This window comes from Arthrobacter sp. ISL-30, assembly GCF_018613855.1.
Classification (GTDB): Bacteria; Actinomycetota; Actinomycetes; order Actinomycetales; family Micrococcaceae; genus Arthrobacter.
The window spans coordinates 25,663-41,141 of record NZ_JAGGPK010000025.1 but is presented as its reverse complement, the minus strand read 5'-3'; the positions used below and the strand labels follow the sequence as shown (position 1 = coordinate 41,141).

Here is a 15,479-nt window from a genome sequence, read left to right as displayed (position 1 = left end):
CCACGACCGGGTAGCTACGGCGTCAGTCTGTGGGAACCTCGCTGCCGTAACCGGCGGCACGCAGGCCGTTCCGGAGCTTTTCGGCGTTGGCATCCAGCACGGCTGGATCGGGATCATGGTCCGCAGTGGCGAAGTCGTAGTCAGCCATGGAATTGGAGGGCCAGACGTGGACGTGAAGGTGGTGGATCTCGTACCCGGCGATGGTCAGGCCTGCCCGTGCCGAGTTGAAGACCTCGACCTGAGCGGCGCCAATCCTGCGTGCCACCTCCATCACCCGCGACAGCAGTTCGGGCGAGGCGTCGGTCCAGCGATCCACCTCTTCCACTGGAACCACCAGGGTGTGGCCGTCTGCAAGTGGCCCCATGGTCAGGAAGGCGACGACGTCGTCCTCCCGCCACACAAACCGTCCCGGAATTTCGCCGTTGATGATCCTGGTGAACACGCTGCTCATGCGTCTGCCTTTCCTGCGGGGGCCTGGAGGGTGCTGTTGTCCAGCACGAAGCGGTATTTCACGTCGCCGGCAACCATGCGGTCGTAGGCTTCATTCAGCTGTTCCGCCTTGACGATCTCAATGTCGCTTACCACACCGTGCTCGGCGCAAAAGTCCAGCATCTCCTGGGTCTCGGCGATGCCACCAATGAGGGATCCCGCGTAGGAGATACGCCGACGGATCAGTGAACCGGGGTTGACCGGCGGCATTGCCTCGGACGGCAACCCCAACTGGAAGAGCGCACCATCCCGGCGCAGGGTACGGAAGTACGGATTGAGGTCGTGGGGGGCAGCAACGGTGTCGATAATGACGTCGATGCTCCGGTTGGCCTTGTCCATGGCATCGGTGTCAGTGGAGAGCAGCACGTGGTCGGCCCCCAGGTCCCTGGCAGCGGAAATCTTGGAATTTGAGGTGGTGAATACTGTGACCTCGGCGCCCATCGCCTTGGCGATCTTCACCGCCATGTGCCCCAGCCCGCCGAGTCCGACGACACCAACGACATCGCCCTCCCCGACAGCGAAGTGGCGCAGCGGCGAATAGGTGGTAACGCCGGCGCAGAGCAGCGGTGCAGCGGCGGCCGGATCCAGGCCTTCGGGTACGCGGAGCACAAAGCGGCGGTCGACGACGATTGACGACGAGTAACCGCCCTGGGTGATGGCGTTCCCGTTGCGAGGATCCCTGGCTCCGTAGGTTCCAACGTTTCCCTGTTCGCAGTACTGCTCCAGCCCCTCAAGGCAGCTTTCGCACTCCCGGCAGGAATCCACCATGCAGCCAACCCCCACGAGGTCGCCGGGGCTGAAATCGTTAACTGCGGACCCCACCCTGCTGACGCGGCCAACGATTTCGTGGCCGGGGATCAACGGATAGTCAGGGGTGCGCCACTCGCCCCGTGTAGCGTGGACGTCGGAGTGGCACAAACCGCAGAAATCAATGGCGATCTCGACGTCGTCCGGCTTCGGCTCCCGCCGGGCAATGGTCAGGGGCACCAGCCCGCTCTCCGGAGATGTGGCGCCGTAGGCGCCCGAGAGGTGTCCCGAGACGTGGGCGCCTTCGAAGTGTCCAGAGCCGTGGGCGCCGGCCAGGTGTTCAGCTCCATACTGGCGAGAGTCAGCGGTGGGCAGCGGCTTGGCAAGCGGAGGGGGAACAGGTCGTCCTGGCGTCATGCCTCGACGCTACCCTCGGCCGACGACAATTTTCCACTTGGCATACGGGCGACTCCGGCCGCGGCCCCGGTATTGTCGGGATCGGCTCTATCTTCGGCATCCCAAGGACCTGGTCCTGTCGCCACGGGGTTGGCCGTGTGATTGGACCACTGGGAAAAGGACCCAGGGTAGAGGGCAGCCTGGAAGCCTGCGATCTCAAGGGCCGCGATCTGGTGTGCAGCGGTGACTCCGGAACCGCAGTAGACAGCAACCTTGCTCTCCGGGCGCAGCCCCAGCCGTTCGAAACGTGCACGCAAGATCCCGGGAGGGAGGAACTTTCCCTCCGGCGTGAGGTTCTCCAATGTTGGTGCGCTGACGGCTCCCGGGATATGCCCGGCCCGCGGATCGATGGGTTCCAGCTCGCCCCAATACCGCTCTCCGGCGCGGGCGTCGAGGAGGATTCCTGCCTCCGGCCAGTCCGCTGCCTCCGCCATCGTGACCGCCCCCATTTGCCCCTGGCCAAGGACAACATCCCCGGGCGCCGGTTCTTGCTCGTCCTGGGCCAGCGGAAGGCCTGCCTCGCGCCAGGCCCGGAGGCCGCCGTCGAGCAGGTACACCGATCTCAGTCCTGCATTCCGCAGCATCCACCACACACGGGCCGCAGCGGTACTGCCGGCGTCGTCGTAAGCCACCACCGTATCGCCGTCCCGGATTCCCCAGGCCCGGGCATGTTCCTGAAAAGTCCGCGTGGGCGGCAGCGGATGACGGCCGCGTGCCGGTTCGGCAGGATCGGCAAGTTCTGTGGGAAGGTCAACGTACACGGCCCCGGGAATGTGGCCCTGGCGGAAATGGGCATGGCCATGGGGATCCCCCAGGACCCACCGGACGTCCAGCAGCACGGTACGCTTCCCCGCGGCCAGCCGCTGGCTGAGTTCGGTCACGTCAATGATGGTCGGCATCGCTCTCCTCTGTCGTGTGGCCAGCACCACACTAACCCGGTCCCGCGAATCAGGCCGGTAGGCTGGGGCGGTGAATAACGCGGTGAACCATGTTGTGGACAGTGTCTGCGGGCCGGAGAGGGCCTGGGCCGATGAGGCCATCCGCCGGATCGCAGCTGAAAACAATCGCTCTGCCGACACCCATCTTTATGCCGTACCGCTGCCGGAAGACTGGGGAGTCCAGCTGTACCTCAAGGACGAGTCCACGCACCGTTCCGGCAGCCTCAAGCACCGCCTGGCCCGCTCCCTCTTCCTCTTTGGCCTCGTCAACGGGTGGATCAAGGAGGGCACCACCATCGTGGAGGCTTCCAGCGGCAGCACCGCTGTTTCGGAAGCGTACTTTGCCCGCCTGATCGGCCTGCCCTTCATTGCCGTGATGACCAGGACCACCAGCCCCGAAAAGATAGCCCTCATTGAGGAGTTCGGCGGAAAGTGCAAGCTTGTGGAGCACGCCTCCGAAGTCTATGCCGCTGCCGAGGAGCTCGCACGGAGCACCAGGGGCCACTACATGGACCAGTTCACCTATGCGGAGCGCGCAACGGACTGGCGCGGCAACAACAACATTGCGGAGTCCATCTTCGACCAGCTCGCCCTTGAGCCCCATCCGGTTCCGTCCTGGATAGTGGTCGGCGCCGGCACCGGTGGAACCAGCGCAACCATCGGGCGTTACCTTCGCTACCATTGCCATGACACCGGTCTTGCGGTGGTTGACCCTGAGAATTCGGCGTTCTACCCGGGGTGGCTTAACCGCGTCGGGAATTACAGCACGGGGAAGCCGTCCCGGATTGAAGGCATTGGCCGTCCCCGCATGGAGCCGAGCTTTATTCCGGCGGTCATTGACCGCATGATCCAGGTCCCCGACGCCGCTTCCGTCGCCGCAATGCGGCACCTGCATCGACTCGCGGGCCTCCATGCCGGGCCTTCGACCGGGACGAACCTCTGGGGCGTCTGGCAGCTCGTTTCGGAGATGGTGGCAGAGGGCCGCCGGGGAAGCATCGTGTCTTTGATGTGCGACGGCGGAGACCGCTACACCGGCAGCTACTACAATCCCGAATGGCTTGAACGGCAGGGCCTGGACCCCGCCCCTTACGAGGCACTCATCGAGCGGTTCTTTGAGACTGGCAGGTGGGCGGCCTAGACCTCCACCGATTCCAGCGGAGCGAGCCTCTCATAGCTCGTACCGTACCTGGCGCCCAGCCGCGTGAGGTGGCCCTCGACGATGCCCCTTCCCAGCTCGTTGAGCAGCGCGTCATGGACCGGATAGGCCTTCGGCGCCCGGACCCCGATAACGAAATCCACCACTTCGCCCACTTTGGACCACGGAGCATGGATGGGCACCAGCAGGGTCCGCACACTGACGCCGTCGGGAACGACGAAACTGTCACCCGGGTGGTAGACATTCTCGTCCACGAGGTACCCGATGTTGGCCACCAGCGGAATATGGGGGTGGATCAGGGCGTGCTGCCCGCCAAAGGAGCGGATAGCGAAGCCGGCTGCTTCAAAGGAGCTGCCGGGCTCGACTACGTGGATGCGGCCGTCGTCGTCCCCTGCCTTTTCCTTGAGCCGGGAAGCAACAGAAGCCGGTGCATGCACCTGGAGGTCCGTGTTGTCCCGCAGCGCCCCGGCCACGGCGGGAACATCGAAGTGGTCAGTGTGTTCATGGGTGATCAGCACGGCGTGCGCTCCGTTAAGCGCGTCCTCGGTCTCCGAAAATGTTCCCGGATCGATCACCAGCACTTGCCGGTTCTTCTCCAGCCGGACACAGGCATGCGTGAACTTAGTCAGCTTCATGGGGCCAGCCTAGGTTCCCCTCCCCGAGGTGTCCACGAGGCAGGTGTCCCCGACGCAGGTGTCCCCGACGCCCCGGCTGGTAACCTAGTACATTGCAAATGATTCCGGGGAAATGAGTTAGTCAATGCCACAAGGCACCAAAGCCGCCGCTACAGGGCAGGCCGCGACGGGGCCAAAGGAGCAGCGCGTCACCAAGCAGCGGCTGGCAGTAAGCGCCGCCCTGGACGACCTGGATGACTTCGTCAGCACCCAGGAGCTCTACCGCATCCTGCAGAACCGGGGCATCTCGGTTTCCCTGGCCACCGCCTACCGCATCCTTCAGTCCCTCGCCGACGACGGACTGATTGACGTCCTCCGCAATGCCGACGGCGAAGCGGTCTACCGACGCTGCACCGTGACCGGCCATCACCACCACCTGCTCTGCCGGAACTGTGGAAAAGCCGTCGAAGTCGAGGCACCGGCGGTGGAGACGTGGGCGGCGCGCATCGCCGTCGAACACGGCTTCACCGAGGTAGCCCACACCGTTGAAGTGTTCGGGCTGTGCCCGGAGTGCACCGCGCAAAAGGCTGCCGAGAGGCAATAGGCCCGCGGAGGCGACAGGCCGCAGACTAGCCGGGCTTGGCGCTAGGCAGAAGCAGGTTCCGGCAGCCGCGCAGCAACCCTGCCGCTCATGCCGCGCTTGGCCCGCACCGTTCCAATCACCCGGCACGCAACGTAGATCAGGAATGACAGCGTGGTCACGTAGGGGCTGATAGGAATCCGGCTGCCCAGCGCCAGGAGGATTCCCCCCACCGTAGCGGTCACCGCGAAGGCCACGCTCAGGAGTACCACAAGGCGCGGCGAGGACGTCACCCGCAGCGCGGCCGCGGCCGGGGTGATCAGCAGGGCAAGGACCAGCAGGGCCCCCACAATCTGGATCGACAGCGCAACGCTGATGCCCAGTAAAACCATAAAGGCAATGGCCAGCCCGCGCACCGGCACGCCACGTGCCTCGGCAAGTTCGGGGTCTACGGACGCGAACGTGAGGGGCCGCCACATTGCGGCCAGGGCAACCATGACCACGACGGCGGTTCCCGCCAGCGCCTGCAGCTGCACCGTGTCCACTGAAACGATCTGGCCGGTCAGCAGGCCGAATTTGTTGGCCGCCCGGCCTTCATAAAGCGCCAGGAACAGGATGCCAAGGCCCAGGCCAAAGGGCATGATGACGCCGATGATCGAATTCTTGTCCCGTGCCCTGACGCCCATCAGCCCGAGCAGGAGGGCGGCAGCCACCGAACCGATGAGGGAGCCGAAGATGATGTCGGCCCCGATCAGCAGGGCGAATGCAGCTCCGGCGAAGGACAGCTCCGAGATCCCGTGCACGGCAAAAGCCAGGTCACGCTTCATGACGAAGGTTCCCACGAGGCCGCCCAGCAGCCCAAGGACCGCGCCCGCCCAGATGGAATTTTGGACCAGCTGCAACAATTCGCCGTAGTTGTCGAAGTTGAAGATGGTCGACCAGATGCTTCCAAGGTCCATTAGAGTTCCGTGCCTGCCGTCACATGGGAGTCGTGGTGGTGCGTCGTGGCATCGGGAAGGCCAACCACAACAATCCTGCCGTTGGTGTGGATAACCTCCACATTGCTGTCATACAGCCCGGAGAGAACCTCTGTGGTCATGACTTCCTGCGGCGTACCCACTCGGAACTGGCCGCCGGCCAGGTAGAGCACCCTGTCCACGTACTCGATGATCGGATTGATTTCATGGGTTACGAACACCACGGCACTGTTATGTTCGCGGCACTGCTTGTTGATCAGGGCGCTGACGGCCTGCTGGTGATGCAGGTCAAGGGACAGCAACGGTTCGTCGCAAAGGAGGAGCTTGGGGTCCGTGGCCAGGGCCTGCGCCACGCGAAGCCGCTGCTGCTCACCGCCGGACAGGAGGCCTACGGGCACCTTGGCATACTCGGTGGCCCCCACGAGTTCGAGCAACTCATCAATTTGGCGGTTCAGCCGGGTCGTCGACAGGCGCAATCCCCAACGGTGGCCGTCCAGCCCCAGCCCGACGAGGTCCCGTGCCCGCATGGGCGTGTCCGGCGCGAACGACTTCTGCTGCGGGATATAGCCCACTAGCCGACTTCCGCGTTCTACGGCATGACCGTCAAGCGAGGCATGGCCTGAGTGAAGCTCCTGCAGCCCCAGCAGCACTTTCAGGAAGCTCGTCTTCCCGCTCCCGTTCGGCCCGAGCACCGCGAGGAACTCCCCCGGGTTGATGTCCAGGTCGAGCCCCTGCCAGAGTACCCTCTTGCCGAATTGGAGGCTCGCCCCCTGGAGGCTCACTACCGGTTTCAAATAATTGTCCTTGTCACGGTGCACTAATGATGAAACATCGGGAACGCCCCGCATCCGTCCTAACATCTTAGGACGGATACGGGGCGTGGATATTGAGAGCTAAAGGCCCAGCGCCTTTGAGATGTTTTCCACATTGGCCTTCATCCACTGCACATAGCCTTTGCCGTCCGGACTGATGCCGTCCGGAAGGGTCTCGGTGAAGTCAACCACCGGAACCGCACCGGCGATTGCAGCCCTCTTCACAGCCTCAGTCTGGGTGCCTTCCGTCTGGTTGTTGTAGGCCAGCAGCCTTACTTCCTGCGAGCCCGCGAGGTCCTCCGTTTCCTTTAGCACGGAAGGCGGCACGTCGGTGCCCTCTTCGATGGCCGTGGTAAACGCCTCAGGGGTCTTGTTCTCCAAGCCGGCTGACTCGAGCAGGTACACCGGGACGAGCTCGCTCACGACGACAGGGGTTCCGGAGACGGTCTTCTTCATCTCGTCCAGGCGCCCGCGCAGCTCTCCAAGGGAGGCCTTGAAGGCTTCGGCATTCGCGGTAAAGGTCGACGCGGACGCGGCATCCAGCGTGGAGAGCTTCCCAGCCAGTGCGTCGGCGAGCGCCGCCATGGCGTCAAGGTTGTACCAGACGTGCTCATTGAAGTCGCCGTGGTCGTGGTGGTGCTCCTCAGTGCCGGACGTTTCCCCTTCGGTGTGGGAAGCCACCCCCTCCGGCGCCAGGCCCGAAACCTCGACGGCACTCACGATGTTGTCGTGGTCGACGTTGGCGTCGTCCGCGAGCTTGTGCAGGAAGCCGTCGTAACCACCGCCGTTTTCAACCACAAGCTTTGCCTTGGAGACCTGCAGCTTGTCCTGGGCGCTTGCCTCATAGGAGTGGGGGTCCTGGCTGGTCTTGCTGATAATCGCGTTCACCGTAACCTTGTCCCCGCCCACGGCCTTGACGATGTCGCCATATACGTTGGTGGACGTGACGACGGAAATCCTGTTGTCGTCCGTGGGGGCGGAGGAGGAGCCCGCCGGTGTCGCGCAGCCCGTCAAGAGGAGGGCGATGGCGGCCGTGGCGGCGAGCGTTACGGAGAATGAGCGGTGCAGCACAGGTACCTCTGATCTTTTCGAATGGGAATCAAGAAAACTTGTCGCTGTCCAGTCTAAGCCTTCTTGCGAATGATTCCTATTTGCTTGCTATTCGTGACACCAACCCGGCCGCGCACTTTGGGTCACGAGCTACGCTTTCGGACTCGCCTGGCCTCCCAGACGGCGAATCCCCCGCGCCTGCGTGGCATCCCGGATTTCGCCGACCAGTTGCTCGATCACATCTTCGAGGAACAGCACGCCCTGGGTCTGCCCGTCCGGCCCGATAACCCGCGCAAGGTGTGAACCCGACCGCTGCATAACGGACAGGGCATCTTCGATCTCATCGTCCGGCGAGAGGTTGGCGAGGGAACGGATCCTGCTTTCCGCTATCGGATACTGGTGCCCCGGCTCCGGAATGGCCAGGACATCCTTGATGTGCAGATAGCCTGCCAGGACTCCGTCGTCGTCAAGCATGGGGAAACGGGAGAACCCGGTCCGGCTTACCGCCTTCTCAAACTCCCCCGGCGTGGTTGAAGACTTCAGCATGACGAGCTTGTCCAACGGCACCATAATGTGGGCCGCGGTGTGTTCGGAGAACTCCAGCGCACCACTCAATAGTCCTGCCTCATCATCAACGAGCCCATGACGCCTGGACTCCTGGACGATCGACTGCACCTCCTCCAGGGTGAACGACGACGACACCTCGTCCTTCGGTTCGATCCGCATGACCCTAAGGATGTGGTTGGCCGCCCAGTTAAGGGTCCAGATCACGGGCTTGACCAGGCCCGCTATGAACATGAGCGGAGGAGCCAGGAGCAGCGCGGCCTTGTCCGCAACAGACACGGAGATGTTCTTAGGCACCATTTCACCAAAGGTCACGTGCAGGAACGTCACCAACGCCAGCGCCACACCGAAGGCAATGACGTCGGACAGCTCCATCGGAAGGCCGGCAGCCTCCAGGGGAACCACCATGAGGTGGTGAATGGCGGGCTCCGCCACCTGAAGTATCAACAGCGAGCACACGGTGATGCCCAGCTGCGCACAGGCGAGCATCAGGGAAACGCTCTCCATAGCCCGCAAGGTTGTTTGCGCGGCCTTGGATCCCGCCTCAGCCAGCGGCTCGATCTGGCTGCGCCGAGCGGATATGACGGCGAACTCCGCGCCAACGAAGAAGGCGTTGCCGATCAGCAGGAAGATCAACCAGAGAATTCCGGCCCAGTCACTCATGAGGCACCCCCGCCGGTGCTGGCAGCTATATTGTCGCTGCCAGCCTCGGCATCCTTAGCCGGACGGAAGCAGATACGGTCTATCCGGCGCCCATCCATCCGGGTCACGGTGAGGGTTCCACCGCCGGTCTCGACGACATCGCCGACAGCTGCGATCCTTCCCAGCTTGCTCATCACGTAGCCGCCCACGGTTTCGTAGGCCGCTTCATCAGGAACGGTGAGTCCGGGAATCTGCTCGGTCACCTCGTCCGGGCGGAGCAGCCCCGGGAAGTACCAGTCGCCCGAAGCGCTCTGCAACAGCCCCGGCCTGACCTTGTCGTGCTCGTCCGCCACTTCACCGACGATCTCCTCTACAAGGTCCTCAAGCGTTGCAATGCCGGCGGTTCCGCCGTATTCGTCAAGAACGACGGCGAGCTGCAGGTTGCCTTCCCGCAGTTCGGAGAGCAGGGCGTCAAGGTGGATGGTTTCGGGGACACGCAGGACGTCGGTCATGATGGCACCTGCTTCGAGGTTCGCCCTTCGGTCGGAGGGCACTGCCACGGCCTTCTTCACATGCACCACGCCCCTGATGTCGTCGGCTGAATCGCCGATAACCGGGAATCGCGAATAGCCTGTGCGACGAGCGGCCTCAATGATGTCGCTGACCGGCTGGTCGGCGTCGATGGTTTCCATCCTGATGCGGGGCGTCATGACGTCGGCCGCGGACCTTCCCGCGAAGTTCAGTGTTCTGGCAACAAAGTTGGCGGTGCCGGCGTCGAGGGTTCCCATTTCGGCCGAACGACGAACCAGTGACGCCAGTTCGGCCGGTGTCCGGGCTCCCGAGATCTCTTCCTTGGCCTCAAGGCCAAAGATGTTCAGGACTCTATTGGAGAAACCATTGAGGACGAGGATGGCTGGCTTGAAAATCGCGGTGAACAGAAGCTGCGGCCGGGCAAGGGCCTTGCCAAGGGGGAAAGCCAGGGCGATAGCCATATTCTTGGGCACAAGCTCGCCCAGCAGCATGGACAAGAGAGTGGCAAGCGCCATGGCGATGACAAGGGAAACCGAGTGGGCCGCCGCATCGGGAATCCCGACGGCGGCAAGAGGATCCTCAAGCAGCGCTCCGACCGAGGGTTCCATCACGTAACCCGTCAGGAGGGTGGTGAGGGTAATGCCCAGCTGGCAACTGGACAGCTGGGTAGAGAGCGATTTGAGGCATTTGAGGAGAGGTGCGGCGGCGTGGTCGCCGTCGTCCACGGCACGCTGCACGGCTGCCTGGTCCAGGGCAACCAACGAGAATTCAACGGCAACGAAGAAACCTGTTCCCATGATGAGGAGGAAACCGGCGACGAGAAGGAGCCATTCCATCTAGGTCGTGGCCCCCATACGGCTGAAGGTTATTCGGCCCTTGTGCCGGGCGATGGCTGAAGATCGGCCCGGCGGAGGATGATCGGCAGATGCCGATACTAAGTCTTTGGCAGCTCCGGCATTGCACGCCGAAGTGTGATGGGCACGTGAACGGGGTTTGCCGGCTCTGTGGGTAAGCTGCGCGGAGTTCCCTGCGATATCCCGCTGGGGGCTCCGGCGACAGCCCCCAGGCCGGCACCTAGAATTACTGTCCATAAGGATTTCAGTCTACAGGCAGGGCTTTGGCCGAACATCATCAGGGGCTCCTCATGGCCTCCTTCGGGCACCGCGTCAGCATGTGTCCGATGTGGGCATGATTTGCGTCACCACTATTGGCAGTTACCTGTGCATCGTCACTAGACTGGCATGGGTCTGAGTTCGCAGACCCGGACCCTGGATCATGGTTTGCCAAGGCGACTTTGATGCCAGCTGGAAATCAAACTCATGGAAGAGGCGTATTTCAAGTGCCAGAGCAGCCCAGCCACCGTCTACCCGAAGAATTTGGCGGCAACGAGTGGCTCGTTGACGAACTGTACGAGCGGTACCAGCAGGACAAGAATTCGGTCGATTCCAAGTGGTGGCCTTTGTTCGAATCCTTTGAAACCGTAGACGGCTCTTCTTCCAACGGAACCTCAGCAGCCACTCTCGCTGCCAATCCCCCTACCCGTGAAATTCCTGTCGTGGAGCAGGCTCCCGCTGAACCGGCACAGGCGCCGGCCCAGCCGACTGCGCCTCCGGCATCTGCAGCCCCGGCCCCCGCCGCTCCTGCCCCTGTCAAGAAAGCCCCGGCTACTGTCGCCAAAGACGGCGCCAAGCAGACGGGCACCGCGGTCCAGCCCATTCCGGCCCAGCTGCCCAAGAACGTCAAGGCACCCACCGCGCCCGAGGAAGACGTCGTCTCCGTCCTCCGCGGACCTGCAAAAGCCATTGCCTCGAACATGGTCACCAGCCTCGAGGTTCCGACGGCTACCAGCGTGCGGGCCATCCCGGCAAAGCTCCTGATCGACAACCGCGTCGTCATCAACTCCAACCTGGCACGCGCCCGTGGCGGCAAGGTCTCCTTCACGCACCTGATCGGCTATGCAGTAGTCAAGGCCCTCTCCCAGTTCCCTTCCATGAACGTCTACTACGACGAAGTGGATGGCAAGCCTGTGGCCGTCCAGCCTGCGCACGTCAACTTCGGCATCGCCATCGACATGCCCAAGCCTGACGGCACCCGCCTGCTGATGGTTCCGAACATCAAGAAGGCCGAGACCATGAACTTCGCGGAGTTCTGGCACACGTATGAAGACCTCATCAAGCGGGCCCGCAACGGGAAGCTGACGGCGGACGACCACGCCGGCACCACCGTTTCCCTCACCAACCCCGGCGGCATTGGCACAGTCCACTCAGTGCCGCGTCTCTCCAAGGGACAGGCCGCCATCATCGGCGTCGGCGCCCTTGACTACCCGGCCGAATGGCAGGGTGCCAGCGAGAAGATCATTGCGCAGAACGCCATCAGCAAGATCCTCACGCTGACCTCCACCTACGACCACCGCGTCATCCAAGGTGCGGGCAGCGGCGAGTTCCTGAAGCTCGTCCACCAGCTCCTCCTTGGCGCGCAGGGTTTCTACGACGAAATCTTCGAAGCCCTGCGCATCCCGTATGAGCCAGTCCGCTGGAGTCCCGACCTCCAGGTTGACCCTGCCGACCAGATCAACAAGGTCGCCCGCATCCAGCAGCTGATTCACTCGTACCGTGTTCGTGGCCACCTCATGGCGGACACCGATCCCCTGGAGTACGTCCAGCGCAAGCACCCCGACCTCGATGTGCTGACCTACGGCCTGACGCTGTGGGACCTTGACCGCGAGTGGCCCACCGGCGGCTTCGGCGGCAAGTCCGTGCTGAAGTTCCGTGACATCCTCGGTGTCCTGCGCGACGCCTACTGCCGCACCACAGGCATTGAGTACATGCACATCCAGGAGCCCGCGGAACGCAAGTGGTTCCAGGACCAGTTGGAGCACCCTTATTCGAAGCCGAGCCGCGAAGAGCAGCTGCGCATCGTCTCCAAGCTCAATGCTGCCGAAGCCTTTGAGACCTTCCTGCAGACCAAGTTCGTGGGCCAGAAGCGCTTCTCGCTGGAGGGTGGCGAGTCCCTGATTCCGCTGCTGGATGCCATCATCTCGGACGCAGCCGACGACGGCCTGGACGAGGTGGCCATTGGCATGGCCCACCGCGGCCGCCTCAATGTGCTCACCAACATCGCCGGCAAGACCTATGCCCAGGTGTTCCGCGAATTCGAAGGCACCCAGGATCCCCGCTCCGTTCAGGGCTCCGGCGACGTGAAGTACCATCTTGGCACCGAAGGCACCTTCACCTCGGACAACGGCAAGGAGACCAAGGTCTACCTCGCGGCCAACCCGTCGCACCTCGAAGCAGTCGACCCCGTACTTGAGGGAATTGTCCGCGCCAAGCAGGATCGCCTCGACCAGGGAACGTCCTTCCCGGTCCTGCCGATCATGATCCACGGCGATGCAGCCTTCGCGGGCCAGGGTGTAGTGGCGGAAACCCTCAACCTGTCCCAGCTGCGCGGCTACCGTACAGGTGGCACCGTGCACATCATCGTGAACAACCAGGTTGGCTTCACCACTGCTCCTTCCTCGTCACGGTCCTCCACGTACTCCACCGACGTGGCCAAGATGATCCAGGCTCCGGTATTCCATGTGAACGGTGACGACCCCGAGGCTGTTGTCCGTGTGGCACAGCTGGCCTACGAGTTCCGCCAGCGGTTCCACAAGGATGTTGTCATCGACATGGTGTGCTACCGCCGCCGTGGCCACAACGAGGGCGATGACCCCTCGATGACGCAGCCGCTGATGTACAACCTGATCGAGGCCAAGCGCTCGGTCCGAAAGCTCTACACGGAATCCCTCATCGGTCGTGGCGACATCACCGAGGACGAGGCCGAGCAGTTGCTTCGTGACTACCAGGAGCGACTCGAGCGTGTCTTCGCCGAAACCCATGCGGCACAGACCTCCCCGATTCCGATCATCACAGCCGATTCCGCCGCCGTGTCCGACATCGAGCGCCCCATCGCGCAGCAGTCGGACTCCGGCACGAATGCTCCGGATTCCACTGCCATCTCCGCGGAAACCCTGGCCCTCATCGGCCAGGCGCACCTGAACATCCCGGAGGGCTTCACAGTCCACTCCAAGCTCAAGCAGCTCCTGGAGAAGCGTGAGCAGATGTCTCGGGAGGGCGGCATCGACTGGGGTTTTGGCGAGATCGCGGCTTTCGGCTCCCTCATTATGGAGGGCGTGCCCGTCCGCTTGGCCGGGCAGGATTCGCGTCGCGGCACGTTTGTGCAGCGGCACGCGGTGTTCCACGACCGTGCCAACGGCAGCGAATGGGTCCCGCTGGGCAACCTGTCTGACAAGCAGGCCAAGCTGTGGATCTACGACTCCCTGCTATCGGAATATGCGGCAATGGGCTTCGAATACGGGTACTCCGTGGAGCGCCCGGATGCCCTGGTGCTCTGGGAAGCCCAGTTCGGCGACTTCGTCAATGGCGCCCAGACCATCATTGACGAGTTCATCTCCTCGGCAGAGCAGAAGTGGGGACAGCGTTCCTCCCTCGTGCTCATGCTGCCGCATGGTTATGAAGGCCAGGGTCCTGACCACTCGTCCGCCCGCATCGAGCGTTTCCTCCAGCTGTGCGCCGAGGACAACATGGTTGTGGCAAACCCGACGACGGCGGCCTCGCACTTCCACCTGCTGCGCCGCCAGGCGTACAGCCGCCCGCGCAAGCCGCTGATCATCTTCACCCCGAAGCAGCTTCTCCGCCTCAAGGGTGCGGCCTCAGCCGTCGAGGACTTCACCACCGGCAGCTTCAGGCCCGTCATCAGCGAGCACGAGGCACTCTCGGGCCAGGACGTCAGCCGGGTCATCCTCGTCTCGGGTCGCCTGTACTACGACCTCCTGTCTTCACGGCAGAAGTCCGGTGACACCTCGACGGCAATCATTCGGGTCGAGCAGCTCTACCCGCTGCCGCTGGCCGAGATCGACGCCGAACTGGCCAAGTACCCGAACGCCGACGTCGTCTGGGCCCAGGACGAGCCCGCCAACCAGGGACCGTGGCCGTTCATCGGCCTCAACCTGGCTCCGGCCCTGGATCGCAAGGTTACCCTCGTGTCCCGTCCGGCCTCTGCCTCCACCGCGGCGGGATCCATGAAGCGCCACGCGCTGGAACAGGACACCCTGATCAAGCAGGCCTTCGCCCGCTAGCAACACCATGGCTGCCCGGCCGGAGGTGCAAATGCACCATACCGGCCGGGCAGTTCTGTTTAATGGAAGCAGTATGGGCTTTAGGCAGCAAAGCGTGGTGCCTTCGCTTGGATTCGATACCGAAGTAATGAGGTCAGTGTGGAAGACAGGAAGCTGCGCATCGCAGCTGTTGGTGACGAGCTGCTGGCAGGACTGGGCGACCCAAGGGCGCTGGGCTGGCTTGGTCGTGTCCTCGCGCGAACCCCCCAGGATGCCGTCGCCGTAGAAAGCTACGCCCTTCCATGCCCGCAGGAAGGCACCGAGGGCCTGGCCGCCCGCTGGTTCGAAGAAGCGGGCCGCCGCTTCAGCGATTCCCACGAGAACCGGCTGGTCATTGGACTGTCCGGCCGTGACATCGAATTCGGTCTTTCAACCGCCCGGAGCCGCCTCAACCTCGCCAATATCCTGGATGGTGCGTCGCAGAACAACATCGAGGTATTTGTTGTGGGGCCCCCTCCCACCCTCGACCCTGCCAAGAATCGCAGGCTCGCTGATATCAACACTGCCTTCGCAGACGTCACCACGCGTCGCAACCACCACTACGTGGACACCTTCTCACCCCTTTTGAACCATGAGCAGTGGCGGACAGACCTTGCTGCCAACGGCGGGACTCCCGGCCAGGCGGGATACGGGCTCATCGCTTGGCTTGTGCTGCACCGTGGCTGGTTCCAGTGGCTCAAAATCGCCCAGCCTGAGTAGGAACCGGACAGCCTAAACCTCCTGGCTCCAAAGCGTTACCTCGGCCTA

At 63.2% G+C, this 15,479-nt stretch carries 13 protein-coding genes; 4 read left to right on the top strand and 9 right to left on the bottom strand.

Annotated features, from left to right (window positions below; all coding sequences use genetic code 11):
- Positions 1-22: 22 nt before the first annotated feature.
- Genes J7E82_RS10445 through J7E82_RS10435 form a run of 3 tightly spaced genes read right to left on the bottom strand, consistent with a single transcriptional unit; the run spans position 23 to position 2,591 of the window.
- A complete protein-coding gene (locus tag J7E82_RS10445) occupies positions 23-451 on the bottom strand; it encodes an HIT family protein (protein WP_214862542.1) in 429 nt (142 codons plus the stop codon).
- Positions 448-1,653, bottom strand: a complete 1,206-nt coding sequence (locus tag J7E82_RS10440; protein ID WP_214862541.1) for an NAD(P)-dependent alcohol dehydrogenase — start codon at positions 1,651-1,653, stop codon at positions 448-450. The genes J7E82_RS10445 and J7E82_RS10440 overlap by 4 nt, the downstream gene beginning before the upstream one ends.
- Positions 1,650-2,591 (bottom strand): sulfurtransferase, encoded by a 942-nt coding sequence (locus J7E82_RS10435; RefSeq protein WP_214862540.1) that lies wholly within the window; start codon positions 2,589-2,591, stop codon positions 1,650-1,652. Before J7E82_RS10435 ends, J7E82_RS10440 begins: the two co-directional genes overlap by 4 nt.
- A 70-nt stretch (positions 2,592-2,661) precedes the next feature.
- On the opposite strand from J7E82_RS10435, the gene J7E82_RS10430 reads away from it, so the two are divergent.
- Positions 2,662-3,768: a PLP-dependent cysteine synthase family protein gene (locus J7E82_RS10430; protein ID WP_308113755.1), complete on the top strand. Its 1,107-nt coding sequence runs from the start codon at positions 2,662-2,664 to the stop codon at positions 3,766-3,768.
- Here the strand turns inward: J7E82_RS10430 and J7E82_RS10425 are convergent.
- Positions 3,765-4,421 (bottom strand): MBL fold metallo-hydrolase, encoded by a 657-nt coding sequence (locus tag J7E82_RS10425; protein WP_214862539.1) that lies wholly within the window; start codon positions 4,419-4,421, stop codon positions 3,765-3,767. The genes J7E82_RS10430 and J7E82_RS10425 overlap by 4 nt on opposite strands.
- Positions 4,422-4,545: 124 nt before the next feature.
- Here J7E82_RS10425 and J7E82_RS10420 point away from each other — a divergent pair, with 124 nt between their 5' ends.
- The gene (locus tag J7E82_RS10420; protein WP_214862538.1) at positions 4,546-5,004 is read left to right on the top strand and encodes a Fur family transcriptional regulator; all 459 of its coding nucleotides are present in this window, start codon (positions 4,546-4,548) and stop codon (positions 5,002-5,004) included.
- Positions 5,005-5,045: 41 nt separating this feature from the next.
- Here the strand turns inward: J7E82_RS10420 and J7E82_RS10415 are convergent, their stop codons facing one another.
- The 5 genes from J7E82_RS10415 to J7E82_RS10395 all read right to left on the bottom strand — a co-directional run bounded on the left by J7E82_RS10415 (position 5,046) and on the right by J7E82_RS10395 (position 10,392).
- Positions 5,046-5,939 (bottom strand): metal ABC transporter permease, encoded by an 894-nt coding sequence (locus J7E82_RS10415; protein ID WP_214862537.1) that lies wholly within the window; start codon positions 5,937-5,939, stop codon positions 5,046-5,048.
- Positions 5,939-6,751 carry a metal ABC transporter ATP-binding protein gene (locus J7E82_RS10410; RefSeq protein WP_214862536.1) on the bottom strand — a complete coding sequence of 271 codons (813 nt, stop codon included), beginning with the start codon at positions 6,749-6,751 and terminating at the stop codon, positions 5,939-5,941. Before J7E82_RS10410 ends, J7E82_RS10415 begins: the two co-directional genes overlap by 1 nt.
- A gap of 99 nt (positions 6,752-6,850) precedes the next feature.
- Positions 6,851-7,837, bottom strand: a complete 987-nt coding sequence (locus J7E82_RS10405) for a metal ABC transporter solute-binding protein, Zn/Mn family (protein WP_214862636.1) — start codon at positions 7,835-7,837, stop codon at positions 6,851-6,853.
- Between the two features lie 132 nt (positions 7,838-7,969).
- On the bottom strand, positions 7,970-9,046 hold the full coding sequence (locus J7E82_RS10400) for a hemolysin family protein (protein WP_214862535.1): 1,077 nt from the start codon (positions 9,044-9,046) through the stop codon (positions 7,970-7,972).
- Positions 9,043-10,392, bottom strand: coding sequence for a hemolysin family protein (locus J7E82_RS10395; protein WP_214862534.1), 1,350 nt, complete (start codon positions 10,390-10,392; stop codon positions 9,043-9,045). The genes J7E82_RS10400 and J7E82_RS10395 overlap by 4 nt, the downstream gene beginning before the upstream one ends.
- A gap of 503 nt (positions 10,393-10,895) precedes the next feature.
- On the opposite strand from J7E82_RS10395, the gene J7E82_RS10390 reads away from it, so the two are divergent.
- Both J7E82_RS10390 and J7E82_RS10385 read left to right on the top strand, forming a co-directional pair.
- Positions 10,896-14,693, top strand: a complete 3,798-nt coding sequence (locus J7E82_RS10390; protein WP_214862533.1) for a multifunctional oxoglutarate decarboxylase/oxoglutarate dehydrogenase thiamine pyrophosphate-binding subunit/dihydrolipoyllysine-residue succinyltransferase subunit — start codon at positions 10,896-10,898, stop codon at positions 14,691-14,693.
- 138 nt (positions 14,694-14,831) lie between these two features.
- Complete coding sequence (locus J7E82_RS10385; RefSeq protein ID WP_214862532.1) at positions 14,832-15,431, top strand: GDSL-type esterase/lipase family protein; 600 nt, start codon at positions 14,832-14,834, stop codon at positions 15,429-15,431.
- Positions 15,432-15,479: the final 48 nt, after the last annotated feature.

Coding starts and splice junctions, on each gene's coding strand:
- J7E82_RS10435 (WP_214862540.1), bottom strand. CDS start 2,591: ATGCCGACCATCATTGACGTGACCGAACTCAGCCAGCGGCTGGCCGCG.
- J7E82_RS10395 (WP_214862534.1), bottom strand. CDS start 10,392: ATGGAATGGCTCCTTCTCGTCGCCGGTTTCCTCCTCATCATGGGAACA.
- J7E82_RS10400 (WP_214862535.1), bottom strand. CDS start 9,046: ATGAGTGACTGGGCCGGAATTCTCTGGTTGATCTTCCTGCTGATCGGC.
- J7E82_RS10445 (WP_214862542.1), bottom strand. CDS start 451: ATGAGCAGCGTGTTCACCAGGATCATCAACGGCGAAATTCCGGGACGG.
- J7E82_RS10415 (WP_214862537.1), bottom strand. CDS start 5,939: ATGGACCTTGGAAGCATCTGGTCGACCATCTTCAACTTCGACAACTAC.
- J7E82_RS10420 (WP_214862538.1), top strand. CDS start 4,546: ATGCCACAAGGCACCAAAGCCGCCGCTACAGGGCAGGCCGCGACGGGG.
- J7E82_RS10440 (WP_214862541.1), bottom strand. CDS start 1,653: ATGACGCCAGGACGACCTGTTCCCCCTCCGCTTGCCAAGCCGCTGCCC.
- J7E82_RS10425 (WP_214862539.1), bottom strand. CDS start 4,421: ATGAAGCTGACTAAGTTCACGCATGCCTGTGTCCGGCTGGAGAAGAAC.